The sequence below is a fragment of the Pantoea sp. AS-PWVM4 genome (genome assembly GCF_000468095.1).
Lineage (GTDB): Bacteria > Pseudomonadota > Gammaproteobacteria > Enterobacterales > Enterobacteriaceae > Pantoea > Pantoea phytobeneficialis.
In genome coordinates this window covers 16,663-42,574 of the sequence record NZ_ASZC01000026.1, presented here as the reverse complement: position 1 = coordinate 42,574, position 25,912 = coordinate 16,663, and the positions used below count along the sequence as shown (strand labels likewise).

Genomic DNA, 25,912 nt, shown 5'->3' with positions numbered 1-25,912 from the left:
TTGCCGAGCCTGGATGTTCAGGAAAAAATGCGCCCAATTCTCTTTATTAAAGGCCCTGTCCATGAGTGCGATTAACCGCCTGGAGATGCGTAATATCTCCATCGCTTTTGGCGGTTTTGCCGCGCTGACCGAGGTGGATTTCACCACCGACGGTGGCTCGGTGCATGCGCTGACCGGCGCGAATGGCGCGGGGAAATCAACACTGATGGCGGTGCTGGCCGGTGCCCACAGCCATTATCACGGCGAGATCCTGCTCGACGGTGCTCCCGTCACCATTCGCTCACCGCGCGATGCCAAAAAACTGGGTATTCATCTGGTCCAGCAGGAAGTGGATGTGGCGCTGGTGCCACAGCTCAGCGTGGCGGAAAACATCCTGCTTGATCAGCTGGCAGAACCCGGCCACGGTTATCGCTGGGGCGAGATCCGTCGCCAGGCGCGTGCGCTGCTGGAGCAGCTGGAAGTGAACATTGATGTCAAACGCCTGGTGGAACGCTGCTCGCTGGCGGAGAAGCAGCAGATTTTACTGGCACGCGCCCTCTCCCACCACTGCCGCTTTCTGATTCTGGATGAACCCACCGCGCCGCTTGACCAGCATGAAAGCGAGCGTCTGTTTAACGTGGTACGCCGTTTACAGGGCAACGGCATTGGCGTGGTTTTTATTTCCCACCGTATCCATGAACTGAAAGCGATTTGCGACCAGCTGACGGTGCTGCGTGACGGACGGTTAATCGAAACCGCACCGATGGCCGCACTCAGCGGTGAACAAATCGTCGAGAAGATGCTTGGCCACCAGCTGACCGATGTCTACCCGCCACGTCGTGAACGTCAGTCGCAACCGCTGCTGCTGTCGGTGGAAGGTCTGCACGACGACCAGTTGTTGCAGGATATCTCGCTGCGTCTGCATAAAGGGGAGATCCTGGGGATCGCCGGTCTGGCCGGTGCCGGGAAAACCGAGCTGTGCAAAGCATTGTTTGGTGCCAGCAAAAGCCGCGTCAGCAAAGGCGAGTTACATGGTAAGCCGTGGCAGCCGCGTTCCCCGCACGATTCGGTGGAAAATCGCATGGCGCTGGTGCCGGAAGAACGGCGTAAAGAAGGCATCTTTATTGATGAGTCGGTGGCGATGAACCTGAGCATCAGCGCCGATAACAGCTTCTCCCGCTGGAGCCTGTTTGGTCATCGCCAGGCCTGGCGCTGGGCGGAAGAGGTGATTAACCGCCTCAACGTGCGTACCACTGGTCCGGCGCAGACGCTGCGCCGCCTGTCCGGCGGTAACCAGCAGAAAGTAGCGATCGGCAAATGGCTGCGAAATAACGCTGACGTGCTGATTTTTGATGAACCGACTAAAGGTGTCGATATCAAGGCGAAAACCGATCTGTTCAGCCTGATCGACGGTTTAGCCCGGGAAGGCAAAGGCATCATCTACGCTTCGGGCGAGTTTTCCGAACTGGTGGGCCTGTGTGACCGTATTTGTGTGCTCTGGGATGGGCGCATTGTGGCAGAAATGGAGGGACGTGAGGCCACAGAAGAGACGCTTTTGCTTTATTCCACCGGAGGAACCCCTGCGTGAGCAGCAAAGAAATAATCCTGAACCCGCAGCCTTCTCTGCGCCATCAACTGTTTGATTTTCTCTATAAATGGGGCATGTTGCTGACGGTGGTGATCCTGATCGCTGCCTTTGGCCTCGCGTCAGACAGCTTCCTTGAACCCACCAATATCATCAACATTCTGCGCTCAATCGCCATTGTGACGGTGATTGCGATTGGCGTGTCAATCTCGCTGACCATCGGCGGCTTTGACTTGTCGGTTGGCTCCACCGCGTCGTTAGCAAACGCGCTGGTGATTTCGCTGTTCGTCTGGTACGGCTTTGGCACCACCGAGGCGATCATTATCACCCTGCTGCTGTGCACCCTTGTGGGCCTGTTTAACAGCTTCCTGATTGTGGTGCTGCGCATTCCCGACATGCTGGCGACCCTTGCCACCCTGTTCGTGATTCAGGGCGTGGCAATGACCTACAGCTTTGGCGGCTCAATTACCGAGAATATGGTGATGCCAAACGGCGACATGGCGGAAGGGGCCATTCCGGCAGGTTTTAACCTGCTCGGCCAGGTACCAACCATCGTCATTATTATGCTGGTAGTGACCGTGGTCGCCCAACTGGCGTTGTCGCTGACCAAACATGGCCGCCGTATGTATGCCCTTGGCGGCAACCCGGAAGCGGCGCGTCTCTCCGGCATTCGCACCACCCGCTATCGTGTGCTGGCTTATGTGATCGCCTCACTGCTGGCAGGTCTGGGCGGCATCTTGCTGGCATCGCGTATTGGCTCGTCACAGGTGAATGCCGGTGGCGGCTATCTGATGGATGCGGTGGCGGCGGCGTGGATTGGCTTCTCGCTGGCCGGTTCCGGCAAACCTAACGCGCTCGGCACCCTGGTGGGTGCGGTGATCCTCGGCGTGCTGCAAAACGGGCTGGTGATGCTTTCCGTGCCTTACTACGCGATGGACATTATTAAAGGCCTGGTGCTGGCTCTGGCCCTGGCGATTACCTATATCCAGCGCCGCTAAGGCGCTTCCCTTGAGAAAGAGAACAACATGAAAAAAATCACCCTTTCGCTGCTGGCCGTAAGCCTGCTGAATGCCAGCGCCGCCTTTGCCGACACCGTGGTGCCGGTGCCTGCCGCCATCGCTAATCATCAGGGACCGGTGCGTATCGCAATTATTCGTAACCTCGGTTCTGACGATAACACCACCCAGTTTGTCGCCGGTGCGATTCAGCAGGGCCGCCAGTTGGGCTTTAAAGTCAGCACCTTTCTGAGCAACGGTGATGACGCTCGCTTCCAGGATTTCGTCAGCCAGGCTATCAGCCAGAAGTATGACGGCATCATCCTGTCTCACGGTAAAGAACCCTACTCCACCGCGCTGGTGAAGCGTATTGCCGATGCCGGAATTAAACTGTCGGTGTTCGATACCCCGGTGGATACCCCGGTGAACGGTGTGACGGTGACGGCGCAAAATGATGCGTCACTGGCGCAAGAGTCACTCGGCCAGATGATCAAAGATTTCAACGGCAAAGCGAATATCGTCAAGCTGTGGGTCGGTGGCTTCCCGGCGATGGATCGCCGCCAGGTGGTGTATGAAAAACTGCTGAAAGAGAATCCAGGCATTCATCAGCTGGAGTCGATTGGTGCCGTTTCTTCTGACGTTCAGGGCGACACCGCCAACAAAATTGGCGCGATTCTGGCCAAGTACCCGAAAGGGAAGATTGATGCCATCTGGGGTTCGTGGGATGCCTTCAGCCAGGGGGCTTACAAGGCGTTGCAGGAGAATGGTCGTACCGAGATCAAGCTTTACAGCATTGATGTCTCCAATCAGGACCTGCAACTGATGCACGAGAAGAACAGCCCGTGGGTGCAGACGGTAGCGGTTGATCCAAAAACCATCGGTGCGGTGAATATGCGCCTGGTGGCGAATAAAATCGCCGGTGAAGCCACCCCTGCCAGCTACGAGTTTAAAGCGTCGGCAATTTCGCAGCAGCAGCTGAACAGCCAGCAAGGTGCAGTGAATGTGGCGTCGCTGAACAAAATTATTCCGGGCTGGGGCGAAAACAGCGATTTCGTCGCTCCGTGGTTCGCCACGCTGGAAGCGAAGTACGGCAAGAAATAATTTTTGCCCTCACCCTAACCCTCTCCCGCAAGCGGGAGAGGGGACTGATCGAGCCTATGGCACACCTCCCTCTCCCTCATGGGAGCCGATCGAGCATATAGCACATCTCCCTCTCCCTCATGGGAGCCGATCGAGCCTGTGGCACATCCCCCTCTCCCTCATGGGAGCCGATCGAGCCTATGGCACATCCCCCTCTCCCTCATGGGAGCCGATCGAGCCTGTGGCACATCCCCCTCTCCCTCATGGGAGAGGGCCGGGGTGAGGGTATCAGCCCGCACCTCACTACAACCCCAGCAACAACTGCCGTTCCAACTGTGGATTCACCAGCGTGACATGTAATCCCACCAGCCTGACGCCCCGTCCGGCACGGCGTTCGTCCCAGGTTTTACGCGCCACAGCGATCATGTCCTCTTTATTCAGCACCGGCCAAATATGCTCCTGGGTCGTCAGCTGGAAATCATTAAACTTCAGCTTCACCCCCTGACGGGCGATCAGTTTATCCGGGCGAATCCGCGTCAAACGACGATCCAGCTCCTCGTACAGATAATCAATAATCTCCAGGCACTGCTCCCAGCGATGAATATCTTCCATCAGGGTGCGTTCAACGCCGAGAGATTTGCGTTCCCGCTCCACCACCACGCCACGCTCATCAACGCCGTGGCTGCGCTCCCACAACACCCGGCCAAATTTGCCGAAGCGTTTGAGCAGACGCGCCAGGTCGGTTTGCTGCACATCGCCACAGGTCAGAAGCCCCATCTCCTCCAGTTTTTTCGCCGACACTTTGCCAACGCCCGGAATTTTGCTCAGCGGCAGCGTCAGCAAAAAATCCGGCATCGCCTGCGGCGTAATGACGAACTGGCCGTTGGGCTTGTTCAAATCAGACGCGATTTTGGCGAGAAACTTAATTGGCGCGATACCTGCTGACGCAGTCAGCTGCGTTTCCCGCCAGATGTCGGCGCGGATCGCCTGCGCCATCAAAGTGGCAGACCCCTGACAATGTGGACTGTCAGTCACATCAAGGTAAGCTTCATCCAGCGAAAGCGGCTCAATCAGGGAAGTATACCGGGCAAAGATCGTGCGGATCTGGCGCGAGGCTTCTTTGTAGGCTTCGAAACGTCCGGGCAGCAGACGCAGATGTGGGCAGAGCTTTAACGCCATCGCGGTAGGCATCGCGCTACGGACGCCATACTCGCGTGCCGGATAGTTGGCGGTACTGATGACGCCACGCTGTACCCGGCTGCCACCAATAGCGATGGGGATATCACGCAAAGAGGGATCGTCGCGCATTTCAACTGCCGCGAAGAAGCAGTCCATATCGACATGAATGATCTTACGCATACCCCCTCCGAATACTGGATAAGTATACAGCATCGAAAGATATCAGCAATATTTGTCGCTGCCAGCATTAAAGTTTACAAATTTATGGCCGTAATCCCATTGAGAAATGGCTATTTTCTCAGCCACCGGCTTGATTAAACGCCAGACAATGTTAATGTTGCGCTGCGGTAGCGGATATTTCCGATAATGCAATACAGAGACGTTATGCGTCAGAGTTTTTCTTCACTTCAAGGTACACACAGAATGGGCAGAATCGCATTATTCCTTGCGATGATTGTTATGCCGGTCCTTAGCTGGGCAATGACGCCAGAGCCAGTTAACCCACAGGCTCCGGTCAGTAAAGAACTAAAAAAACAATTACTTGGCACGCCGGTTTATATTCAGATCTTCAAGGAAGAACGCACGCTGGAACTGTACGGCAAGATCGGTAATGAATATCGTCTGCTGGATAGCTACCGCATTTGTAATTTCTCTGGCGGTTTGGGACCCAAACGCCGTGAGGGCGATTTTAAAAGTCCGGAAGGATTTTATAGCGTCAAGCTGAATCAGTTAAAACCGGATAGCCACTATTATCGCGCCATCAATACCGGCTTCCCGAATCAATTTGACCGTGATAATGGTTACAGCGGCAAATATCTGATGATTCACGGCGACTGTAAGTCAATTGGCTGCTATGCCATGACCAACGCCTACATGGACGAGATTTATACCTATGTGAACGCGGCGCTGCGTAACGGCCAGCAAGAGATCGCCCTGAGCATCTTCCCGTTCCGTATGACCGACAGCAATATGCAGCGTCATCGCTACTCCACTTACGCCAGCTTCTGGCGTCAGTTGCAGCCGGGCTATGCATACTTTGAGAAGTACCATCAGCCGCCGACGGTCAACGTGACCGCCACCGGCCAGTATGCGGTGAACAGCAGTCCGGCGGTGATGACCGCGCCAGACGCTGCATCAAAATCATTCCTGGCGCTCTCCCAGGCAAAATAATACCCATTCACCTGGCACTATCCGGTGCCAGGTTTCATTTCCCGTTAGCGGCTGCGTTGCAATCACCGTCACCACATCCTGCGGCGTGGTCTGCTGCTGAAAATCAATTTCCACATCCTGATCAAGCAACTTCGCTTTACCAAAGGGCGCACGGCGGGTGATCCAAAACAGATTGGTGGAACAGAACGCCATCAGATAACGTCCGTCCGACAACAGCATATTAAACACCCCTTTCTGCCGCAGTTCCGCCGCCAGCTCAGCGATATAACGGAACACCGCAGGCCAGTTACCCGGCGTACGCGGATAACGCGTGGTGAGTTTGTGCAGGATCCAGCAAAACGCTTTTTCACTGTCCGTCTCGCCAACCGGACGGAAATGGCCGGTATCAAGCTGACGATACCCTTTCAGCTGGCCGTTGTGCGCATAGGTCCAGTTACGGCCCCACAGCTCGCGAGTAAAGGGATGGGTGTTTTCCAGCGACACTTCGCCACGATTCGCCTGGCGGATATGGGCCACCACCGAATGTGACTTGATCGGGTATTCCTGTACCAGACGGGCAATCGGCGAGTTAAAGCTCGGCAGCGGATCTTTAAAGGTGCGGCACCCTTTATCTTCGTAAAAGGTAATGCCCCAGCCATCTTTGTGCGGCCCGGTTCCGCCGCCACGCTGTACCAGACCGGTAAAACTGAAACAGATATCCGTGGGGACATTGGCGCTCATCCCGAGCAATTCGCACATAGCTACCGCCTTAGTAAAATCCTCCCACTGACGTGGGAGGAGAAGCCACGACTTACTTCACCATCTCTTTTTCAATCAGCAGCATCAGGATATGGATCACTTTAATGTGAATCTCCTGGATGCGGTCAGCGTAGCCAAAATGCGGCACACGGATTTCGATATCCGCCGTTCCTGCCATCTTGCCACCGTCTTTACCGGTCAGGGTGATCACTTTCATGCCCTGCGCGCGTGCGGCTTCCACCGCTTTGATGATGTTGGCGGAGTTGCCAGAGGTGGAAATACCCAGCAGCACGTCCCCCGCACGGCCCACCGCTTCGATATAGCGAGAAAACACGTAATCGTAACCAAAATCATTGCTGACGCACGACAGGTGGCTGACATCAGAGATAGCGATGGCCGGATAGCCAGGACGGTTTTCACGGTAACGCCCGGTCAGTTCTTCAGCGAAGTGCATGGCATCGCAATGCGAGCCGCCGTTACCGCAGGAGAGAACTTTGCCGCCCGCTTTGAAGCTATCCGCCAGCATCACTGCGGCGCGCTGAATCGCGTGGATATTGGCTTCATTGCTGAGGAAGTTATTCAGCGTATCGGCGGCTTCATTAAGCTCTGACCGGATAATGTCCTGATACATAGGGATGTCCTTTAGAGGAAAGATTGACTCCGCAAGTTTAACGGAATGGCGTTAAGGCGCAAAGCATCCAGACCTGACGTCTGGCGGGAAAAAGCGTCGGGTTATGTGTCAGATCAATCTGCCAGGATGATTTTGTGAGTTTGGTTGTAATTGCGTTGTAAACAGATTGATAAATTTTCGCGGCTGCTCTAAACCTTAACACATAACAGGTCAGACCTCTTACAACTTACGGAGCGGTTCATTATGCTGGTTGCCTCAATCGTTGCGACGCTGATATTGATTAGCGCCCTCTTCTATCATCAACTTTCTCTGCGGCTGAGCAGTGCCATTCTGCTGTTGTGGACCGCCGCGCTGGCGTTTAGCGGGCTGTGGACACCCTGGTTGCTGCTGCCTCTCGCGATCATCCTGCTGCCGTTTAACCTGCCGACGATGCGTCGCAGCATGTTTTCCAAACCGATGTTACATAGCTTCCAGAAAGTGATGCCGCCGATGTCGCGTACGGAAAAAGAAGCGATTGATGCGGGCACCACCTGGTGGGAAGGCGATTTGTTTCGTGGCAAACCGGATTGGCAGAAACTGCACAACTATCCGCAGCCGCGATTGACGGAAGAAGAACAAACCTTCCTGGATGGCCCGGTGGAAGAAGCCTGTCGCATGGCGAACGATTTCCAGATCACCCACGAAATGGCCGATCTGCCGCCAGAGCTGTGGGCCTATCTGAAAGAACATCGCTTCTTCGCCATGATTATAAAAAAAGAATACGGCGGACTTGAGTTCTCCGCTTACGCCCAGGCGCGCGTACTGCAAAAACTGGCTGGAGTCTCAGGCATTCTGGCGATCACCGTTGGCGTACCGAACTCCCTCGGCCCCGGTGAACTGCTACAGCATTACGGCACCGATGAGCAGAAGGATCACTATCTGCCGCGCCTGGCGCGTGGCGACGAGATCCCATGCTTTGCTCTGACCAGCCCGGAAGCCGGCTCCGATGCCGGTGCCATTCCCGATACCGGCGTGGTGTGCATGGGTGAGTGGCAGGGTAAGCAGGTACTTGGCATGCGCCTTACCTGGAACAAACGCTATATCACGCTGGCACCGATCGCCACCGTGCTTGGTCTGGCGTTTAAACTGTCCGACCCGGATCATCTGCTGGGCGAGACGGAAGAGTTGGGGATTACCTGTGCGCTGATCCCGACCCACACCCCAGGCGTGGAAATTGGTAACCGCCACTTCCCGCTGAACGTGCCCTTCCAGAACGGTCCGACGCGCGGCAAAGATATCTTTGTGCCGATTGATTACATTATTGGCGGCCCGGCAATGGCTGGTCAGGGCTGGCGTATGCTGGTGGAATGCCTGTCCGTTGGTCGTGGTATCACCCTGCCCTCCAACTCCACTGGCAGCCTGAAAACCATCGCACTGGCGACCGGTGCCTACGCGCACATCCGCCGCCAGTTCAAAGTCTCCATCGGCAAGATGGAAGGGATTGAAGAACCGCTGGCACGCATTGCCGGTAACGCCTATGTGATGGATGCGGCAGCAACCCTTATCACCAGCGGCATTATGCTCGGCGAGAAGCCAGCGGTGCTGTCGGCGATTGTCAAATATCACTGCACCCATCGCGGCCAACAATCGATTATCGATGCGATGGATATCGCCGGTGGCAAAGGCATTATGCTCGGCGAGAACAACTTCCTTGCCCGCGCATACCAGGGTGCCCCGATTGCGATCACCGTCGAAGGCGCCAATATCCTGACGCGTAGCATGATTATCTTCGGCCAGGGTGCCATTCGTTGCCATCCGTGGGTGCTGGAAGAGATGAATGCGGCGGCGAAAAATGATTTGGTCGCGTTTGACCGTGCATTGTTCAGTCATATCGGCCATGTCGGCAGCAATAAAGTGCGTAGCCTGTGGCTTGGTCTGACCGGCGGTCGTACCAGCGCCACCCCAACCCGTGACGCCACACGCCATTATTATCAGCAGATTAACCGTCTGAGCGCCAACCTTGCCCTGCTGTCGGATGTCTCGATGGCAGTGCTGGGCGGCAGCCTGAAACGCCGTGAACGCATCTCCGCGCGTCTCGGCGATGTGCTGAGCCAACTCTATCTGGCGTCAGCCACGCTGAAACGCTATGAAGACGAAGGACGCAACGAAGCCGATTTGCCGCTGGTGCACTGGGGAGTCCAGGATGCGCTGCATCAGGCCGAAGTGGCGATTGATGACCTGCTGCGCAACTTCCCGCATCGCCTGGTGGCTGGCGCGCTGCGTATGGTGATCTTTGCTGGTGGGCATCACTGCCCGGCACCGTCTGATAAGCTCGACCACAAGCTGGCGAAGCTGTTGCAACTGCCGTCAGCCACTCGCACCCGTCTGGGACGTGGTCAATATCTGACACCGAGCGCGCATAACCCGGCTGGACAACTGGAACAAGCGTTGCAGGATGTGATGGCGGCTGAAGTGATTCACGATCGCCTCTGCAAACAGCTGAAGAAAAACCTCTCCTTCACCCGTCTGGATCAACTGGCCCAGCGTGGCCTGAAAGAGGGTTGGATTGATGAGACAGAAGCCCAGGTCCTGACCCGTGCCGAAGTCAGTCGCTTGCGTGCGATCAACGTTGATGAGTTTGCACCGGAAGCGCTGGCGGTACCCAAACCGCAAAGCAAAGCGCCCACCCGCGCCAGTGAAGCGGCATAACCGATGACGAAACGCGCCGCACGAAGTCGTAGCGGCGCGATTTATCGCGCTTGCTGAACGATTTATCCCGCCTGACGAATCCGGGCAATCAATCCATCAACATCATCAATATGGTTAGCCGCCAGAATCAACGTGCGTCCCAGGGTGATACAGCTGCGAATGCACTCGGTACGCATCGCATCATCGCCAATCAGTTTGAAATCCGCCACATGCGACATCCCTACGGTACGGCGAATCAGCTCGGTGCCGCAGTAACCGATGGTATCGCTCCAGACTTTACGCAGGAAGGCTGCGGCATAACCCGGATATGCCAGCGCCACGTCGGAGGTTTTGGCGGCAGCCAGCTCGAGGAAACGGCTCTCGAAAATGCTCCAGACCTGATGAACATCGCTCAGGCGACGTTCGCGCGCTTCCGCCGCTTCACGCGGGGCCAGCAGACCCGGCAGGCAGCAGTAGTTAATCAGCAGGTTCCCCAGCGCGGTGCCAACATCAAAACCAATCGGACCGAAGTAGCCAAATTCCGCATCAATCGCTTTCAGGCTGCCATCCGCCACAAAGATTGATCCGCTGTGAATATCGCCGTGTAACAAGGCTTCCGCATCGGCAAAGAAACGGTGCTTCAGACCAGCCACCGCAATTCTCAGCGCATCATCGCTGCGCAGGCTTTCCACCAGCGATTGCAGCGCTGCCGGATATTTGTTGCGTTCATGGTCGATATAGGGGTCGTTGAAGAACAGGTCTTCAGTGATTTCACACATCTCCGGGTTGATAAAGCGCGCAACTTCGGCTTTTTTCTTATGCGGATGCAGAATGAAATCGGAGGTATGGAACAGGGTCTGCGCCAGGTATTCGCCCAATTGGCTGGCCGCCTGCGGATAATATGCGCCTTTCACCAGCTCACCACGCCAGATGCGATGGCTGGAGAGATCTTCCATCACCATCACCGCCAGATCGGCATCGTAATGGGTTACGTGCACGGTATGCTGCGGGCAATGTTTGTAGTGTTCTACCAACGTCTGCGCTTCCAGACGGGCACGATCCAGGGTTAACGGCCAGGATTCACCGACGCAGCGCACATAAGGCAGCGCCTGCTTAACCACCACACGGCTGACGCCCTGGTTGTCGTAAATCTTAAATACCAGGTTAAGATTTCCATCACCGATCTCCTCGGCGCTCACCAGCGCTGACGGATCGTCCACACCGCCAAATTGTTTTGCATATTCCACAGCATCGGCAGCGGTGAACGTACGGTATTGCGACATTGCCTGTTCCTCGTGAATCGTAAGTAATAAGCCGTTCAGACGTCTATACATCCGTCACGCATGTTGGCACAATAGCCGCCATTAACGCAACAGGGATTTCACACCATGCAAACACTTCGCACTACCAGCCTGGAAATTCGCGATAACCAGCTCTGGATCCTCGACCAGCAGGCGCTGCCCCAGCAGAAAAATTGGTTGCCTGCACACGATGTCGCACAACTGGTTGATCTAATCCACGCTTTACGGGTGCGTGGCGCACCGTTAATCGGCCTTTCCGCCAGCCTGCTGCTGGCGTTGCTGGCGGAACAGGGCATGGCGCAGGCGGCACTGGCTGAAGCGCTGGAGGTACTGCGTGCGGCGCGTCCGACGGCGGTGAATCTGATGAACAACCTCGATCGTATGAAAGTGGCGCTGGCACAGCCGGATTTTGTCAGCGCGCTGACCCACGAGGCACTGCGCCTGGTAGAGGAAGATAAACAGTTGTGCGACAACATTGCCCGGGCAGGTAGCGCGTTAGTGAAGCCAGGCAGCCAGTTGCTGACCCACTGCAACACCGGAGGCCTGGCAACCGCGGGTGTCGGCACCGCGCTGGGGGTGATTGCTCATGCGCACCAGCAGGGTAAGGTGAAAAATGTTTGGGTGGATGAAACCCGTCCGTTGTTACAGGGGGGCCGTCTGACCGCATGGGAATTGGGTGAGTTGGGGATTCCTTACCATCTGATCACCGATTCAATGGCTGCCAGCCTGATGGCGCGCGGCGTGGTTGATGCCATTTGGGTTGGTGCGGATCGCATTGCGGCCAATGGCGATGTGGCGAATAAAATAGGCACCTACAGCCTGGCGGTGCTGGCACAGTACCACGGCGTTCCGTTCTATGTAGCGGCACCGCATACCACGCTGGACCGCCTGTGCCCGAATGGCGACGCCATTCCGATTGAACAACGCGCCGCCAGCGAAGTCACCGGCGTAGTAGGCAGTTTTGGCAGCGTACAGTGGGCACCAGAGAACGCCGCCGTTTACAACCCGGCGTTTGATGTCACGCCCGCGGCGTTAATCAGTGGTTGGGTGCTGGATACCGGCGTGGTGACGCCTGAGCAGGTTAAAGAGGGGATTTTTCAGGTTAGGTGAGTGTGGTGAGGTGCGGTCTGTTACCCTCACCCCGGCCCTCTCCCATGAGGGAGAGGGAGATGTGCCATAGGCTCGATCCCCTCTCCCATAGAGAGAGGGAGATGTGCAATATGCTCGATCCCCTCTCCCATAGAGAGAGGGAGATGTGCCATAGGCTCGATCGGTCCCCTCTCCCGCTTGCGGGAGAGGGTTAGGGTGAGGGCCATAACTCGCGCCAAATCAAGCCAGACGCGGATAAGCATCCGCAATGCTGTCGCCAGTGAAGTTCGCAATCCAGCCTTCCTGGTTGTCGAAAATACGGATGGCGGTAAAGTGCGGCTCAGAACCCATATCAAACCAATGCGGCGTGCCAGCCGGCACTGAAATCAGGTCCTGTTTTTCACACAGGATCTGGTAAACCTGACCATCCAGATGCAGGCAGAACAGACCTGAACCTTCAACAAAGAAGCGAACTTCATCTTCGCTGTGGGTATGTTCATTAAGAAACTTGCTGCGCAGCGCTTCTTTCTGCGGGTTGTCGGCACGCATGCTCAACACATCCCAGCTCTGATAACCTTTTTCGGCCACCAGACGATCGATCGCATGCTGATACGCGTTGATCACCGTGTCAGAATCCGGGTTGGCACCCAGATCGCGATCCGCTTCCCAGCGTTCAAAACGCACGCCTTTGGCGTTGAGACGCTCGCGAATCGCTTCTGCATCGGTACTGTGCCACACCGGCTGGCTGGCTTCGGTATCGGTAAAAATGGTCAGTGCACTCATCCTAAATCGACTCCGGGTTAATCTGGGAAAAATCATTTACCTGACGATGACGGCTTTCGCTATCCGCCTCGCCGCGAATTAATTGCAGGGTATGCCAACCCGCTTCGGCAGCAGCATCCAGTTCCTGATGAATATCGGACAGGAACAACAGTTCCGACGGCGCATAACCAATCTGCTGCGCGATATTGCGATAGGACTGGGTTTCGCGCTTGGCACCGACGCCAGTGTCAAAATAGCCGCTAAACAACGACGTTAAATCACCTTCATCGCTGTAGCCAAATAATAATTTCTGCGCCGCCACCGAACCGGAGGAATATACATACAGCGCCTTGCCCTGCTGTTGCCAGCGTTCAAATGCGGGTAACACATCCGGGTAGAGATGGCCGGTAAACTGGCCACTGACATAGCCATCTCGCCAGATCATGCCCTGCAACGCTTTCAGGCCGGGTGATTTGCGATCCTGATCGATGTAGCTCAGCAGCGTAGCAATCACCTCGTCCAGCGAAGCTTGCGCTGCGCCGGACTCCTCACGTACCGCCGCAAGCGCCGCCGCCACTGGCGCATCGTCCTGATGTTCACGAACAAACGCCGTCAGATGCTGACGGGCATAGGGGAACAGCACGTTGTGGACAAAGCGAATATCGCTGGTGGTGCCTTCAATATCGGTAACAATTGCGCGAATCATCTGGCCTCCAGCAGCCGACGTTGTAGTTCACATTCAAACAAAAATTCCAGCCCTTCCAGATGACGGCGGGCTTCATTGACGTCTTTGCCCCAGCAGGTCAGACCGTGGCCGCGGAGCAAAAAGCCGTAACGCAGCGGCGTCTCACGGGCAAAAGCCGCAATACGTTCCGCCAGTGCATCAATATCCTGGTCGTTATCGAACAGGGGAATCGCGACGGTGTTAAGGTGAGTCTCCTGACCGGCGAGGGTTTTCTGCATCTCATAACCACTCAGCAGCAACGCGCTGCCCTTTTCCACGCGCGACAATACCGTCGAGTTCACCGTATGGGTATGCAACACCGCGCCTGCTTGCGGAAACAGGCGATAGATTAAGGTATGCAGGCCAGTTTCCGCCGACGGCTTACGCCCGGAGGGCACCGCGTTAGTAGCGATCTCTACCTGAATAAAGTCATCACGCGTCAGACGCCCTTTATCCTTGCCCGATGCGCTCAGCAGACAATATTCGTCATCCTGACGCACCGACATGTTGCCGCCAGTGGCCGGTGCCCAGCCTTTTGCGCCAATCCAGTGGCAGGCCGCCACCAACTGTTCCAGTGGAAGAAAATCGGTCATAGCGATGTTGATATCCCGCAGGTTAGTTTGGACGTCTAAGCGTCTCGATTGCCAAATATTAACATCCTGTTTATAGTGGCAGCAACAGAGGGTTAACTCCGCAACGACATTCGCGCTGAAGGCAAAGATCAATGACGCAGCACAACCTGATTCCCGAGAGCAAATTACCGGCGCTCGGCACTACCATTTTTACCCAAATGAGCGCGCTGGCGCAGCAATATAACGCTATCAACCTGTCTCAGGGCTTCCCTGATTTCGACGGTCCACGCTATTTACAGGAGCGCCTGGCCTGGCACGTCAGCCAGGGCGCTAACCAGTATGCGCCGATGACCGGTGCACTGCCGCTGCGCGAAGCCATCGCCGCCAAAACCGCTGAGTTGTATGGCCACCAGCCGGACGTCAACAGCGATATTACCGTCACCGCCGGTGCCACCGAAGCCTTATATGCCGCCATCACCGCGTTGGTGCGCCCGGGCGATGAAGTGATCTGTTTTGATCCCAGCTACGACAGCTATGCCCCGGCGGTACAACTGGCCGGTGGCGTGCTGAAACGCATCGCCTTGCAGCCGCCGGGTTTCCGCGTCGACTGGGCTGAATTCCGCAGCCTGCTGAGTGCTAAAACCCGTCTGGTGATCCTGAATACGCCGCACAATCCTTCCGCTACCGTGTGGCGCAAAAGCGATTACGCTGCGCTGTGGCAGGCGATCGCCGAGCAGGAAATCTATGTCCTGAGCGATGAAGTTTACGAGCACATCTGCTTCGCCGAAGAGGGACACGCCAGCGTGCTGGCCCATGCCGAACTGCGTCAGCGGGCAATTGCCGTGTCATCTTTTGGTAAAACCTTCCATATGACCGGCTGGAAAGTGGGTTACTGCGTGGCACCGGCCGCCATCAGCGCCGAGATCCGCAAAGTGCATCAGTATCTCACCTTTTCGGTGAATACCCCGGCGCAACTGGCGATTGCCGATATGCTACGTACCGAGCCAGAACATTATCGTGAGCTGCCGGAATTTTATCGCGCCCGTCGCGATCGTCTGGTGCAGGCGCTGGCGAAAAGCCGCTTTGAAGTGCTGCCTTGTGAAGGCACCTACTTCCTGCTGGCGGATTACAGCGCGATTTCCGATCTGGATGACGTCAGCTTCTGCCAGTGGCTGACCAAAGAAGTTGGCGTAGCGGCCATTCCGCTGTCGGTATTTTGCGCCGATCCGTTCCCGCATAAGCTGATCCGCCTGTGCTTTGCTAAACAGGAAGCGACGCTCGACGCCGCAGCGGAGCGTTTATGTCAGCTTTAAAAATTACCGTATTGCAGGAAACCCTGAGCTGGATGGATGGCGCGGCCAATCTGCGTCATTTCGACGGTGTACTGAAGGGAATTGAAGGACGCGATCTGATTCTGCTGCCGGAGATGTTTACCACCGGCTTTGCGATGGAAGCGGCAGAAAGCTCGCTGCCGCAGGAAGAGGTCGTCGCATGGTTGCATCAGCACGCCAAAGCCAGCAATGCGTTAATTGGCGGCAGTGCCGCGATTCAGACCGAAAAAGGCGCGGTTAACCGTTTCCTGCTGGTCGAGCCTGATGGCACGCTGCATCAATATGACAAGCGTCACCTGTTCCGCATGGCAAATGAACATCAGCATTATGTTGCCGGTGAAACCCGTGAGGTATTCACCTGGCGCGGCTGGCGTATTCTGCCGCAGATTTGTTATGACTTGCGCTTCCCGGTGTTTACCCGCAACCGTAATGATTATGATCTGGCGTTATTCGTCGCCAACTGGCCAGCACCGCGTGCACTGCACTGGCAGTCACTGCTGATGGCAAGAGCGATTGAGAACCAGGCTTATGTGGCGGGTTGCAACCGCGTCGGCAGCGATGGCAATCAACATCAGTACAGCGGCGACAGCCGGATTATTTCACCACTGGGTGAGATTCTGGCGGCGGCCGAGCCGTTTGCCCGTGCGCGTATTGATGCGGAATTGTCGCTGGAGGAGTTGCAGGCGTATCGCGATCGCTTCCCGGCGTGGCGCGATGCGGATCAGTTCACGTTGTAACGCAACGCCCCGTAGCGGCGCGATTTATCGCGCGGTTTTTCCCCGCCTCACGCGCGGAATGACGCGATAAATCGCGCCGCTACGTTGTGGACGACCACACCTTATCCACGCGCCATCAACGCCTCAATCTCCGCCTTCGCCTGCATCAGTGCCGCCAGCAAACGGTCAAACTGCTCATCAAAGCGGATTGAAGGCACCGCCAACGCCAGCGCATAAGGTTCACCAACGCCACTGAGCAATGCCACCGCGATACCACAGACCCCACGGGCGTGTTCTTCCCGATCTACGGCATAACCTTCACGCTTGATCTGTTGTAGCATCCGCTGCAATTTTTCTACGCCCTGAAGGGTCTGCGCGGTGCGTACTTCGCTCAACTGCGGCAATAATCCCTCCAGCACAGTATCCGGCTGCTGCGCCAACAACACTTTACCGTGTGCAGTGCAGTGTGAAGGAAAAGCAGTACTCACTGGTGATGAAACGCGCAATTCCTGATCAGAAAGATACTGACTGACCAACACTGTATGGCTACCGCGCCAGACACAGAGGTCAACCGTTTCACGCGTACGCCGACCCAGGGTTTCCATCGCCGGTTTTGCCAGCGCAATGATATCGGTGTGTGCCGATGCAGCCAGCCGTGCCAGCGCCGGTCCAAGCTTGATGCCGTAGCTATCCTGCACCAGCAGTTGTTGTGCGGCCAGTGAGGTGACCAGGCGATGCACGGTGGTACGTGGCAGATCGGTAAGCTTCGCCAACGCCGACATGGATAGCCCTGCCGGACGATCTTCCAGCGTGCGTAAGATCGTTGCTGCACGAGCGATCACCTGTGTTCCGTTACTTTCTGTTTCTGCACTCATTTTTTCACGATCCTGCGCGTTGCCAAACGTGGTCACTATAACACGTTGCCGTGTGGCAATTGACATTGCTGGAAATTACACCAACAATAATGTCCATTATTCGGATATTCATTCCAATATACGGACAATTCGAGGTGTTATGAATTCGCTCTCCCGAACAGGTGCTTTTTCCCTGCTGGCCGTCAGTTGTCTGACCATTATGGTGGGTTGCGTGATCGTACCGGGGTTGACTGAGGTAGCGGCACAACTCGGTGTCAGCCATCTGGCTAACTGGCTGGTCACACTGCCGTCGCTCGGCGTGGTACTGGCAGGGCCGCTGGCAGGTAAAGCGATAGATCGCTGGGGAGCGCGCAACCTGCTGCTGCTTGGTTTGTTTTGTTATGGCCTGTGCGGATTCGCCGGGGGATGGCTGCCGGGTGCGCTGCCGCAGATCATGGATCGTCTGTTACTAGGCGTCGCCACCGCGTTAGTCATGTCGGCGGGCACCAGCCTGATCGCGGCGTTCTATGCGGGTGAGGCGCGCTTGACCATGATGGCTCGTCAGGGGATGGCGATTGAATTGGGCGGTGTGCTGTTTTTGTTTATCGGCGGCATTCTGGCCGCGATCAACTGGCGTTATCCGTATGTATTGTATCTCTATGCCTGGCTTATGTTGGCTCTGGTGTGGTGCTGTATCCCTCACCCTAACCAACAGTCACAATCCCAGGGCATGAATACGTTCACCAGCAGTAACCACCGATTGCGCCCGGTGCTGGTGGCCGCTGTCTGCTCAATGGTGTGTTTTTTCACGGCGGTGATCATGCTGCCACAACGTTTCCACCAGATGGGCATCGGTGCCGCGCAGATCGGTTATTTTCTCTCGTTTGTCTCACTGGTTGCCGTCGTGGCAGCGGCTCTGATGCCACAGCTGGTCAAGCATCTCAGCAGCTACCCCTGTCTGATGCTGGCGTTTAGCTGTTATCTACTGGCGCATCTGTTATTTGCATGGGCAGGCAGTTTGACGCTATTTGTTCCTGGCGGCATTTTGCTTGGGCTGGGGTTTGGTTGGTCCGTCCCGCTGGTGAATAATATGACGGTGGAAGTGAGTCAGCCTGAGGAGCGAGGTCGGCAACTGGCGCGACTCTCAATGGCGATTTTCTCTGGCCAGTTTCTCGCCGCCTTTATGGCCTGGATTCCCGGTAACGTGTCGATGATTTTTGTTGGTGCCGCAGTGCTGGCAGTGATCAATGTGGGGGCAATGCGCTGGGTGGCGCGGTCAGCATAAAGGCTCAACCGCGCACAAGGGAAAGGCTACTGGTCAACTACCGCGATAGGTTGACCATGACCAGGGCGAAATCAGAAACGGCAGATGATAATGGCTGCCGGTTTCACCCAGCACAAAATCGATCTGGGCACTGACGTACAACGCATCACGTCCCGTCGCTGCAAAATAATCGCCAATCTCGGCAACCAGACGATAATGCCCCGGTGCTAACGGCTCCGGTGTCAGGTCTTTAATTCGCCCGTCAGCATCGGTGTGGCCCTGTGCCAGCGGCAACCATCCCTCCGGGCTGTCCTGCTCCAGTGCGACCGCCACCCCAATCGCCGGTTTACCCAGCGCGGTGTCCAGAATATGCGTGGTGATGGTACTCATGCGATGCTCTCCTTTAACCTTAATAAGGTAATTTCCCGCAGTTGCGTCAGCGCTTCTTGCTGTTCGGTCACGACATCATTGTTAAGCCGACGTTGCAGTTCTGCCAGCATCTCTTCACCGCTACGCCCTTTGGCACGAATCAAAAACACCCGGCCAAAGCGCTGTTCATAACGTTGATTACCCGCCAGCATGGCAAATTGTAACGCGCCGTTGGCATCCAGCATCGCCGATTGCTCACTGCGCGAAAACGTGGCTTCTTTGCCTTCGCCAGCGGCTTTTTCCCCGATGCGAGGATGGGCGCTCAGCGCCTGCTCCAGCTCCGCACCCTGCCACTGCTGCGCCAGACGCTCCGCCTCAGCCAGCAACTGTTGTGGGTTGCTGAATGGACGCGCTGCCACCAGCGCCTGTTGCCAGGCAGGAATGGCGACACAATGGGCAATCGCCGCCTGCGCCTCCGCGGGCGACAACTGATTAAAGTTTTCCAGCTTCATGCCACCACTCCTTTTTTATCCACGGGCCAGGTCGCACACCGCCTGCACATAAGCCTGCACGCCGAACGCCACATCCGCAGCCTGCACCGACTCTGCCGGATGATGGCTGATACCGCGATAGTTGCGCACAAACAACATGCCGACCGGCCAGCGTTCCGCGATGGCAATCGCATCATGCCCTGCCCCGCTGGGCAGAGACAGGCTGCGCCCCTGCACCGTTTCGACCGCATGACACAGTGCCTGTTGCAGACGCGCATCACAGGCAGTGGCGTTGATGCGATAAAACTCATCGGCGTCAAACGTCAGCCCACGGCGTAAGGCGATGGCCTCGGCCTGAGTCAGCAGCATCGACAGCAAACGTTCCAGCGGTTCATCCTGTGGGCCACGCACATCCAGCGACAGTTGTACTTCGCCGGGGATCACATTCACCGCGCCGGGTGCGCAGTGCAGCGTCCCGACCGTCGCCACCAACTGCGGGTCCAGCTCGCGGGTGGTCTGCTCAATAAACACCATCCACTCGGCGGCAGCGGCCAGCGCATCTTTACGATGCGTCATCGGCACCGTACCCGCGTGCCCCGCCTCGCCGGTAAAGCGACAATTCAGGCGGCGTGCGCCGTTGATGGCGGTCACAACGCCGAGCGCCAGATCGTCCTGCTCCAGGCACGGGCCTTGCTCGATATGCAGCTCCAGATAGGCGGCGATATCGTTCACATCACGCGCGGCGTCGAGAATTTTTGCCGCATCTAAACCGACATCCTGCATCGCCTGAGCCACGGTGATACCGTTGCCATCAGGATGGGTAATCCAGCTTTCCGGCCAGCTTCCGGTAATGCCCCGGCTGCCGAGCAGCGTGATACCAAAACGCGTGCCCTCTTCATCGCCAAAGCCAACGATTTCCACCGCCAGCGGCAGACGCTGTTGGTGATCGTGCAGCCACTGCACGGTTTCAATGGCCGTCAGCACACCGAGCATACCGTCATAGCGCCCGGCATTACGTACGGTGTCGAGATGTGAACCGAGCAGCAACGCCGGTGCGCCTGGGGTGGCGGATTCGTAGCGGCCACAAATGTTACCCACCGCATCCTGCCACACCGTCATTCCTGCCGCCTGCATCCACTCGCCGACACGCTGATTGGCACGCATCTGCTCCGGCGAGAGGTAGACACGCATCAGACCATCGTCGGTTTCGCTGATCTCAGCCAGTGCATCGCAACGCGCCATGACACGGGCGGCGGCTAACTGCGCCTCGCTGGCGGTCATCAGGCTTTCACTCATGCGTGGCTCCCGTAGTGATCCCAGGCCGCCTGGAGCGCCGCACCTTGGGTGGAACGGAAGCCGAGATGATTCAGCACCGCTTCCAGCGCCGTCAGGGTTTGCATCACGCAATCTTTGCGCGCGTTATAGCCCATAGTGCCGATACGCCACACTTTGCCGTGCAGGGGACCAAAGGAGGTGCCAATCTCGATACCAAAATCTTCCAGCACCAGCTTACGCACCTGATCGCCGTTGACGCCCTGCGGGATCACCACGCCAAGCACGTTATTCATTTTATGTTGCAGGTCGCCGAAGGTTTCCAGTCCCATCCCCTGAATGCCTTTCAGCAGCGCATCGCCGTGCAACTTATGACGGGCGATTCCGTTATCCAGACCTTCCTGCATAATCAGGCGCGCGCACTCGCGTGCGCCAAACAACGCGGTAGTGGCTTCGGTATGGTGATTGAGACGCTCCGGTCCCCAGTAATCCATGATCATGCCGAGGTCGAAGTAGTTGGAGTAGATCATCTCGTCGTCGCCGTCCTGATGCTCGGCGGTGCGGATGCCCTCTTCCACGCATTTACGCTTGCGGATCACCGCTTCCATCTGCGGGCTGAGGGTGATCGGCGAGGTACCGGATGGGCCGCCAAGGCATTTCTGCATCCCGGCAGACACCGCATCCAGCCCCCAGGCGTCAGTCTCCAGCGCGTTCCCCCCCAATGAGGCGGTGGCATCGGTGTAGAACAGCACGCCATATTTCTGACAAATCGCCCCCAGCTCGGCCAGCGGTTGCAGCATGGTAGTGGAGGTGTCGCCCTGCACCGTCAGCAGCAGACGCGGCTTGATACGTTTGATGGCATCTTCGATCTGATCCGGTGTGAACACCTCGCCCCACGGCACTTCAATGGTGTGCACTTCCGCACGGCAGCGACGCGCGATTTCACACAGCAAATGACCAAAACGACCAAACACCGGCACCAACACTTTGTCACCCGGACGGATCGCTGACAGCAGGACCGCTTCGATCCCGGCGCGTGAGGTGCCGTCGATCAACATCGTCCAGCGGTTTTCGGTGCGGAATACGCCACGATACAGCGCCATCACCTCATTCATGTAATTCGTCATCGCCGGATCGTATTGGCCAATCAGTTGCGTCGACATGGCGCGCAGCACGCGCGGATCGGCGTTGATCGGTCCCGGCCCCATCAGCAGACGCTGCGGCGGATTGATTTGCGGAAATTGCGTGATGTCCATGATGAATTCCTTGTTGATGGCTTAGAGACGGACCGTCGAGATAAACTGTTTCAACTCCGCCGTTTGCGGATTGGCGAACAACGTTTTGCTGTCGCCCTGCTCCCAGACGCGCCCCTGATGCATAAAGACCACTCGATCGCCCACATCGCGGGCGAAGTTCATTTCGTGTGTCACGAGAATCAGCGTCATACCTTCGGCAGCCAGCTGCTCCAGCACTTTCAACACTTCACCCACCAGCTCGGGATCGAGTGCGGAGGTGATCTCGTCACAAAGTAATACTTTGGGTTGCATTGCCAGCGCACGGGCGATTGCCACACGCTGCTGCTGACCACCCGAAAGATTGGCCGGGTAATAATCCAGGCGTTCACCGAGGCCAACTTTTTCCAGCATCTGCTTCGCCAGCTCCCGGCATTCGGCTTCGCTCTTTTTCAGCACGCGGCGCGGAGCCAGCATCACGTTTTCCAGCGCCGTCATATGCGGGAACAAGTTAAAACTCTGGAACACCATCCCGACCGAGCGGCTGATTTCACGCGCCTGCGATTCACGGTCGGTAATGGTCATCCCGCCCAGTTTGATGCTGCCTTCCTGATAGCCTTCCAGCCCGTTCATGCAGCGCAGCAGGGTACTTTTACCCGATCCGCTCCGTCCGATGATGGAGATCACTTCGCCCATTTCGATATCGAGATCGACACCTTTAAGGACGTGGTTGTCGCCGTAGTACTTCTGTACCTGATTAATGGTGATGAGCGGCATTGAATTTTTTCTCCAGGTACTGGCTGTAACGCGACAGCGGATAACACATCAGGAAGTAACCCAACGCCACCAGGCCAAATACCTTAAACGGCTGATAAGTCACGTTGTTCAGAATGGTGCCGGCTTTAGTCAGTTCGACAAAACCAATGATTGAAGCCAGCGCGGTGCCCTTGATCACCTGCACGGCAAAACCGACCGTTGGGGCGATGGCAATGCGGATTGCCTGCGGGGCAACCACGCGATACAGCGTCTGGCCGAAGGTCAGACCCAGGCAGCGCGAGGCTTCCCACTGCCCTTTCGGCAAGGCACGGATGCTGCCGTACCAGATATCCACCAGAAAGGCGCTGGTGTAGAGCGTCAACGCCAGTGAGGCGGCGGTCCAGGGGGCAACGTCGATGCCAAACAGTGCGACACCGAAGAAAGCCAGAAACAACTGCATCAGCAGCGGCGTCCCCTGGAACAGTTCGGTATAACCACGAATCACCCGCATCAGCCACGGCTTACGCAGCAGGCGCAGAAACAGCAGCGGCAGGGTCACCAGCGTGCCACCAAAGAAGGCCACCAGCGACAGCAAAATCGTCCAGCGCGCCGCCAGCAGCAGGTTGCGCACGATATCCCAATCGGTAAACGTGGTCATGATGGCTGCGCTCCAAACCATTTACGCCCTACGGCCAGCAGTAGCTGACGCATGGCAATCGACAACGCCAGGTAGATCAGCGTCGTCACCAGATAGACTTCAAAACTCAAAAAGGTGCGTGACTGAATCAGGTTGGCGGCGAAGGTCAGTTCCTCATAGGAGACTTGCGATACCACCGAAGAACCCAGCATCACGATGATGCACTGACTGACCAGCGCCGGATAAATACGTTGCAACGACGGCGGCAGCACCACACGCAAAAACGTCTGGCTGCGGGTCAGGCCGAGTACACGGCCCGCTTCCCATTGCCCCTTTGGTGTCACCTGGATACCGGCACGAATTATCTCGGTGCTGTAGGCACCGAGGTTAATCAGCATCGCCAGCAGCGCAGCTTCGCCCGCCGTCAGTTTCAGACCAAGATTGGGTAAACCAAAGACGATAAAAAACAGCTGCACCACAAAGGGCGTGTTACGAATCAGCTCGACGTAAATGCCCCAGATGCGCCCCGCCAGGCTGGGTTTACCGCTGCGTAGCGCGGCACCGAGAATACCCAGCGCGACGCCACCCACCGTTGCCAGCACCGTCAGCTGGATGGTGACCCACAGCCCTGCCAGTAACTCCGGCCAGTGTGGCCACAGCGCAGCAAAGTTAAGTTGCCCAATCATTGGCCGTCCTTCTTATGCGCCGAGGTTGGCCGGCAGTGGCGCTTTCAGCCACTCTTCGGACAGTTTGTTCAGGGTGCCATCTTTAATGCCCTGCTCGATAAGCGCATTCACTTTATCTTTCAGCGCTGGCTCGTCTTTCTTCAGACCGATAAAGCACGGGGAGTCTTTCAGCATAAACTGCGCCACCGGGGCTTTGGCCGGGTTCTGACGGGCAATCGCAGCGACGACCAGGTTACCGGTGGCGATAAACTGCACCTGACCTGAAAGATAAGCAGACAGCGTGGTGTTGTTATCTTCGTAACGTTTCACCTCGGCATCTTTCGGAGCGATACCGGTCAGAACCATATCTTCTACCGCACCACGGGTTACGCCGATGGATTTGCCGCTCAGCGCCGCCGCATCTTTGATTTCTTCGCCTTTCGGACCAAATACGCCGAGGAAGAACGGTGCGTAAGCACGGCTAAAGTCGATCACTTTTTCACGTTCGGCGTTTTTCCCCATGCTGGAGATCACCAGATCGACTTTGTCGGTTTGCAGATAAGGAACGCGGTTGGCACTGGAAACGGGCACCAGCTGCAACTTCAGTTTCATCTCTTTGGCGAGGTACTTCGCCATGTCGATGTCGTAGCCCTGCGGCTGTAAATCGGTGCCGACAGAACCGAACGGCGGGAAGTCCTGCGGCACGGCAATGCGGATCACGCCGCGTTTCTGGATGTCCTGCAACTGATCGGCCATTGCGCTACCAACCTGCGCCATCATCAGAGCAGCGCCCGCTACCGCCATTAAAACTTTTTTCATTATGCACCCCGGTGAGTTTATGTGAAACAAAAGATTCTTGATGAATCGTTCTGCAACTAATGTGCCAACCGAAACAAAAAGAACACTTCCACGTAAAATCAGGGTTTCTGCATTATCAGACGAAAAAAAACGGGCGCATTGCCCGTCTGTGATTCTGATCAAAAAAGGTGCAAAGCACCAAAAAGGTGCCCTTTAACGGTGTTCCAGCTCATCCAGATGCTGATAAAGGTCGGCAATCTGGTGAATACGCTGACGCCCCTCTGACAACATTTCATGCAGCAACGCATTGGCCAGCAGGTTAATCAGACTCATGGCAGAAGCGTAGCTATCGAAGGCGGAGACGCTGTCGAGCGGCGCACACAACTGCCAACGCGCCAGGGTCAGGATGCCCTGCGCCTGGGGTTCGCACAGCGCCAGTACCGGAATGTTGCTCTGCTGCAACTGCTGCATTAACGGACGGATAATGCGTGGACGGCGACGAAAAGCCATCACCACCACCACATCATCAGGGGTGATATCCACCAGCTCCTCACCCAGCGTCTGACCCGGTTGCGGCAGCACATGGACCTGAGGACGGGCCTGCATCAGCTGTTGGCGCAGGTGCAGCGCTACCGGATAGGCGTTACGCATACCAATGATAAACAAGCGTTTTGCCTGTGCCAGCGCCTGAATCACCTCACCAAATTGCTGCGGGTCGATGCCGTTGACCCACTGCGTCAGGTTCGCCATCTCCTGCTTGTAATGGCGCGACAGCAGCGTGTTGCCCTGCACAGCATCACGGTTGTCGGTCAACGGCATGCCGCTCTGGCGCAGCGTGCGCAATTCATCGCGCATGTCTTTATATTTTTCGTAACCGAGGCGCTTAAACAGCCGGCTCACCGTGGCTTTTGATACCCCGCTCAGCCGCGCCAGCTCGGCGCTGTTGTAGCTGATCAGGTCATCAAAATGGTCAAAGACAAAATCGGCAATGCGCTGCTCCTGCGGCGACAGTTGCGGATAGTGACTGCGGAGGCGTTCATCTAGCTGTTTCATCA

27 protein-coding genes are annotated in these 25,912 nt (G+C 56.6%); 10 read left to right on the top strand and 17 right to left on the bottom strand.

From position 1 onward, the window contains the following. Window positions 1–61: 61 nt before the first annotated feature. Genes L579_RS21030 through L579_RS21020 form a run of 3 tightly spaced genes read left to right on the top strand, consistent with a single transcriptional unit; the run spans window position 62 to window position 3,660 of the window. Window positions 62–1,567 carry a sugar ABC transporter ATP-binding protein gene (locus tag L579_RS21030; protein WP_021186166.1) on the top strand — a complete coding sequence of 502 codons (1,506 nt, stop codon included), beginning with the start codon at window positions 62–64 and terminating at the stop codon, window positions 1,565–1,567. Continuing rightward, a complete protein-coding gene (locus L579_RS21025) occupies window positions 1,564–2,562 on the top strand; it encodes an ABC transporter permease (RefSeq protein WP_021186165.1) in 999 nt (332 codons plus the stop codon). The genes L579_RS21030 and L579_RS21025 overlap by 4 nt, the downstream gene beginning before the upstream one ends. A gap of 27 nt (window positions 2,563–2,589) precedes the next feature. Next, entirely contained in the window at window positions 2,590–3,660 is a 1,071-nt protein-coding gene (locus L579_RS21020; protein ID WP_021186164.1) for a sugar ABC transporter substrate-binding protein, read from the top strand. 282 nt (window positions 3,661–3,942) lie between these two features. On the opposite strand, the gene dinB is transcribed toward L579_RS21020, so the two are convergent. Further along, complete coding sequence (dinB, locus tag L579_RS21015; protein ID WP_021186163.1) at window positions 3,943–4,998, bottom strand: DNA polymerase IV; 1,056 nt, start codon at window positions 4,996–4,998, stop codon at window positions 3,943–3,945. A gap of 243 nt (window positions 4,999–5,241) precedes the next feature. Between dinB and dpaA the strand changes: the two genes are divergently transcribed. Continuing rightward, the gene (gene dpaA / locus L579_RS21010; protein WP_021186161.1) at window positions 5,242–5,988 is read left to right on the top strand and encodes a peptidoglycan meso-diaminopimelic acid protein amidase; all 747 of its coding nucleotides are present in this window, start codon (window positions 5,242–5,244) and stop codon (window positions 5,986–5,988) included. Here dpaA and L579_RS21005 read toward each other — a convergent pair. Continuing rightward, complete coding sequence (locus L579_RS21005) at window positions 5,959–6,726, bottom strand: class II glutamine amidotransferase (protein ID WP_021186160.1); 768 nt, start codon at window positions 6,724–6,726, stop codon at window positions 5,959–5,961. The genes dpaA and L579_RS21005 overlap by 30 nt on opposite strands. 52 nt (window positions 6,727–6,778) lie before the next feature. Further along, window positions 6,779–7,357, bottom strand: a complete 579-nt coding sequence (gene lpcA, locus L579_RS21000; protein ID WP_013508007.1) for a D-sedoheptulose 7-phosphate isomerase — start codon at window positions 7,355–7,357, stop codon at window positions 6,779–6,781. Between the two features lie 243 nt (window positions 7,358–7,600). Here lpcA and fadE point away from each other — a divergent pair, with 243 nt between their 5' ends. Further along, window positions 7,601–10,045 (top strand): acyl-CoA dehydrogenase FadE, encoded by a 2,445-nt coding sequence (gene fadE / locus L579_RS20995; RefSeq protein WP_021186159.1) that lies wholly within the window; start codon window positions 7,601–7,603, stop codon window positions 10,043–10,045. A 62-nt stretch (window positions 10,046–10,107) separates the two neighbouring features. Here the strand turns inward: fadE and mtnK are convergent, their stop codons facing one another. Further along, window positions 10,108–11,307 (bottom strand): S-methyl-5-thioribose kinase, encoded by a 1,200-nt coding sequence (gene mtnK / locus L579_RS20990; RefSeq protein WP_021186158.1) that lies wholly within the window; start codon window positions 11,305–11,307, stop codon window positions 10,108–10,110. A 105-nt stretch (window positions 11,308–11,412) separates the two neighbouring features. On the opposite strand from mtnK, the gene mtnA reads away from it, so the two are divergent. After that, window positions 11,413–12,435, top strand: a complete 1,023-nt coding sequence (mtnA, locus tag L579_RS20985; RefSeq protein WP_021186157.1) for an S-methyl-5-thioribose-1-phosphate isomerase — start codon at window positions 11,413–11,415, stop codon at window positions 12,433–12,435. Between the two features lie 219 nt (window positions 12,436–12,654). Here the strand turns inward: mtnA and L579_RS20975 are convergent, their stop codons facing one another. The 3 genes from L579_RS20975 to L579_RS20965 are packed head-to-tail and all read right to left on the bottom strand — an operon-like array spanning window position 12,655 to window position 14,493. Beyond that, a complete protein-coding gene (locus L579_RS20975; RefSeq protein WP_021186156.1) occupies window positions 12,655–13,197 on the bottom strand; it encodes a 1,2-dihydroxy-3-keto-5-methylthiopentene dioxygenase in 543 nt (180 codons plus the stop codon). Window position 13,198: 1 nt separating this feature from the next. Further along, window positions 13,199–13,882, bottom strand: coding sequence for an acireductone synthase (gene mtnC / locus L579_RS20970; protein ID WP_021186155.1), 684 nt, complete (start codon window positions 13,880–13,882; stop codon window positions 13,199–13,201). After that, on the bottom strand, window positions 13,879–14,493 hold the full coding sequence (locus L579_RS20965; protein ID WP_021186154.1) for a methylthioribulose 1-phosphate dehydratase: 615 nt from the start codon (window positions 14,491–14,493) through the stop codon (window positions 13,879–13,881). Before L579_RS20965 ends, mtnC begins: the two co-directional genes overlap by 4 nt. A gap of 131 nt (window positions 14,494–14,624) precedes the next feature. On the opposite strand from L579_RS20965, the gene L579_RS20960 reads away from it, so the two are divergent. Further along, window positions 14,625–15,785 carry a pyridoxal phosphate-dependent aminotransferase gene (locus L579_RS20960; protein ID WP_021186153.1) on the top strand — a complete coding sequence of 387 codons (1,161 nt, stop codon included), beginning with the start codon at window positions 14,625–14,627 and terminating at the stop codon, window positions 15,783–15,785. Then, entirely contained in the window at window positions 15,773–16,540 is a 768-nt protein-coding gene (locus L579_RS20955) for an amidohydrolase (protein WP_021186152.1), read from the top strand. Before L579_RS20960 ends, L579_RS20955 begins: the two co-directional genes overlap by 13 nt. A gap of 101 nt (window positions 16,541–16,641) precedes the next feature. Here the strand turns inward: L579_RS20955 and L579_RS20950 are convergent, their stop codons facing one another. Next, a complete protein-coding gene (locus L579_RS20950) occupies window positions 16,642–17,394 on the bottom strand; it encodes an IclR family transcriptional regulator (RefSeq protein WP_036627805.1) in 753 nt (250 codons plus the stop codon). A 139-nt stretch (window positions 17,395–17,533) separates the two neighbouring features. Here L579_RS20950 and L579_RS20945 point away from each other — a divergent pair, with 139 nt between their 5' ends. Next, entirely contained in the window at window positions 17,534–18,658 is a 1,125-nt protein-coding gene (locus tag L579_RS20945; RefSeq protein WP_021186150.1) for an MFS transporter, read from the top strand. Between the two features lie 33 nt (window positions 18,659–18,691). Here L579_RS20945 and uraH read toward each other — a convergent pair whose 3' ends face one another. From uraH to L579_RS20905, 8 genes are read right to left on the bottom strand one after another with little or no spacing between them, the layout of a single operon-like run. Then, window positions 18,692–19,027 (bottom strand): hydroxyisourate hydrolase, encoded by a 336-nt coding sequence (gene uraH, locus L579_RS20940; protein ID WP_021186149.1) that lies wholly within the window; start codon window positions 19,025–19,027, stop codon window positions 18,692–18,694. Further along, a complete protein-coding gene (gene uraD / locus L579_RS20935; RefSeq protein ID WP_021186148.1) occupies window positions 19,024–19,518 on the bottom strand; it encodes a 2-oxo-4-hydroxy-4-carboxy-5-ureidoimidazoline decarboxylase in 495 nt (164 codons plus the stop codon). The genes uraH and uraD overlap by 4 nt, the downstream gene beginning before the upstream one ends. A gap of 15 nt (window positions 19,519–19,533) precedes the next feature. After that, window positions 19,534–20,793, bottom strand: coding sequence for an allantoate amidohydrolase (hpxK, locus tag L579_RS20930; RefSeq protein ID WP_021186147.1), 1,260 nt, complete (start codon window positions 20,791–20,793; stop codon window positions 19,534–19,536). Further along, window positions 20,790–22,025 carry a pyridoxal-phosphate-dependent aminotransferase family protein gene (locus L579_RS20925; RefSeq protein ID WP_021186146.1) on the bottom strand — a complete coding sequence of 412 codons (1,236 nt, stop codon included), beginning with the start codon at window positions 22,023–22,025 and terminating at the stop codon, window positions 20,790–20,792. Before L579_RS20925 ends, hpxK begins: the two co-directional genes overlap by 4 nt. 21 nt (window positions 22,026–22,046) lie before the next feature. Beyond that, a complete protein-coding gene (locus L579_RS20920) occupies window positions 22,047–22,778 on the bottom strand; it encodes an amino acid ABC transporter ATP-binding protein (RefSeq protein ID WP_013507994.1) in 732 nt (243 codons plus the stop codon). Continuing rightward, window positions 22,759–23,415, bottom strand: coding sequence for an amino acid ABC transporter permease (locus L579_RS20915; RefSeq protein ID WP_021186145.1), 657 nt, complete (start codon window positions 23,413–23,415; stop codon window positions 22,759–22,761). The genes L579_RS20920 and L579_RS20915 overlap by 20 nt, the downstream gene beginning before the upstream one ends. Next, on the bottom strand, window positions 23,412–24,080 hold the full coding sequence (locus tag L579_RS20910) for an amino acid ABC transporter permease (RefSeq protein WP_021186144.1): 669 nt from the start codon (window positions 24,078–24,080) through the stop codon (window positions 23,412–23,414). Before L579_RS20910 ends, L579_RS20915 begins: the two co-directional genes overlap by 4 nt. 12 nt (window positions 24,081–24,092) lie before the next feature. Continuing rightward, window positions 24,093–24,878 carry a transporter substrate-binding domain-containing protein gene (locus L579_RS20905; protein WP_021186143.1) on the bottom strand — a complete coding sequence of 262 codons (786 nt, stop codon included), beginning with the start codon at window positions 24,876–24,878 and terminating at the stop codon, window positions 24,093–24,095. Window positions 24,879–24,918: 40 nt separating this feature from the next. On the opposite strand from L579_RS20905, the gene L579_RS23985 reads away from it, so the two are divergent. Beyond that, on the top strand, window positions 24,919–25,074 hold the full coding sequence (locus tag L579_RS23985) for a hypothetical protein (RefSeq protein ID WP_161628647.1): 156 nt from the start codon (window positions 24,919–24,921) through the stop codon (window positions 25,072–25,074). Here the strand turns inward: L579_RS23985 and hpxU are convergent. Then, window positions 25,071–25,910 carry a MurR/RpiR family transcriptional regulator HpxU gene (gene hpxU, locus L579_RS20900; protein WP_021186142.1) on the bottom strand — a complete coding sequence of 280 codons (840 nt, stop codon included), beginning with the start codon at window positions 25,908–25,910 and terminating at the stop codon, window positions 25,071–25,073. The genes L579_RS23985 and hpxU overlap by 4 nt on opposite strands. Window positions 25,911–25,912: the final 2 nt, after the last annotated feature.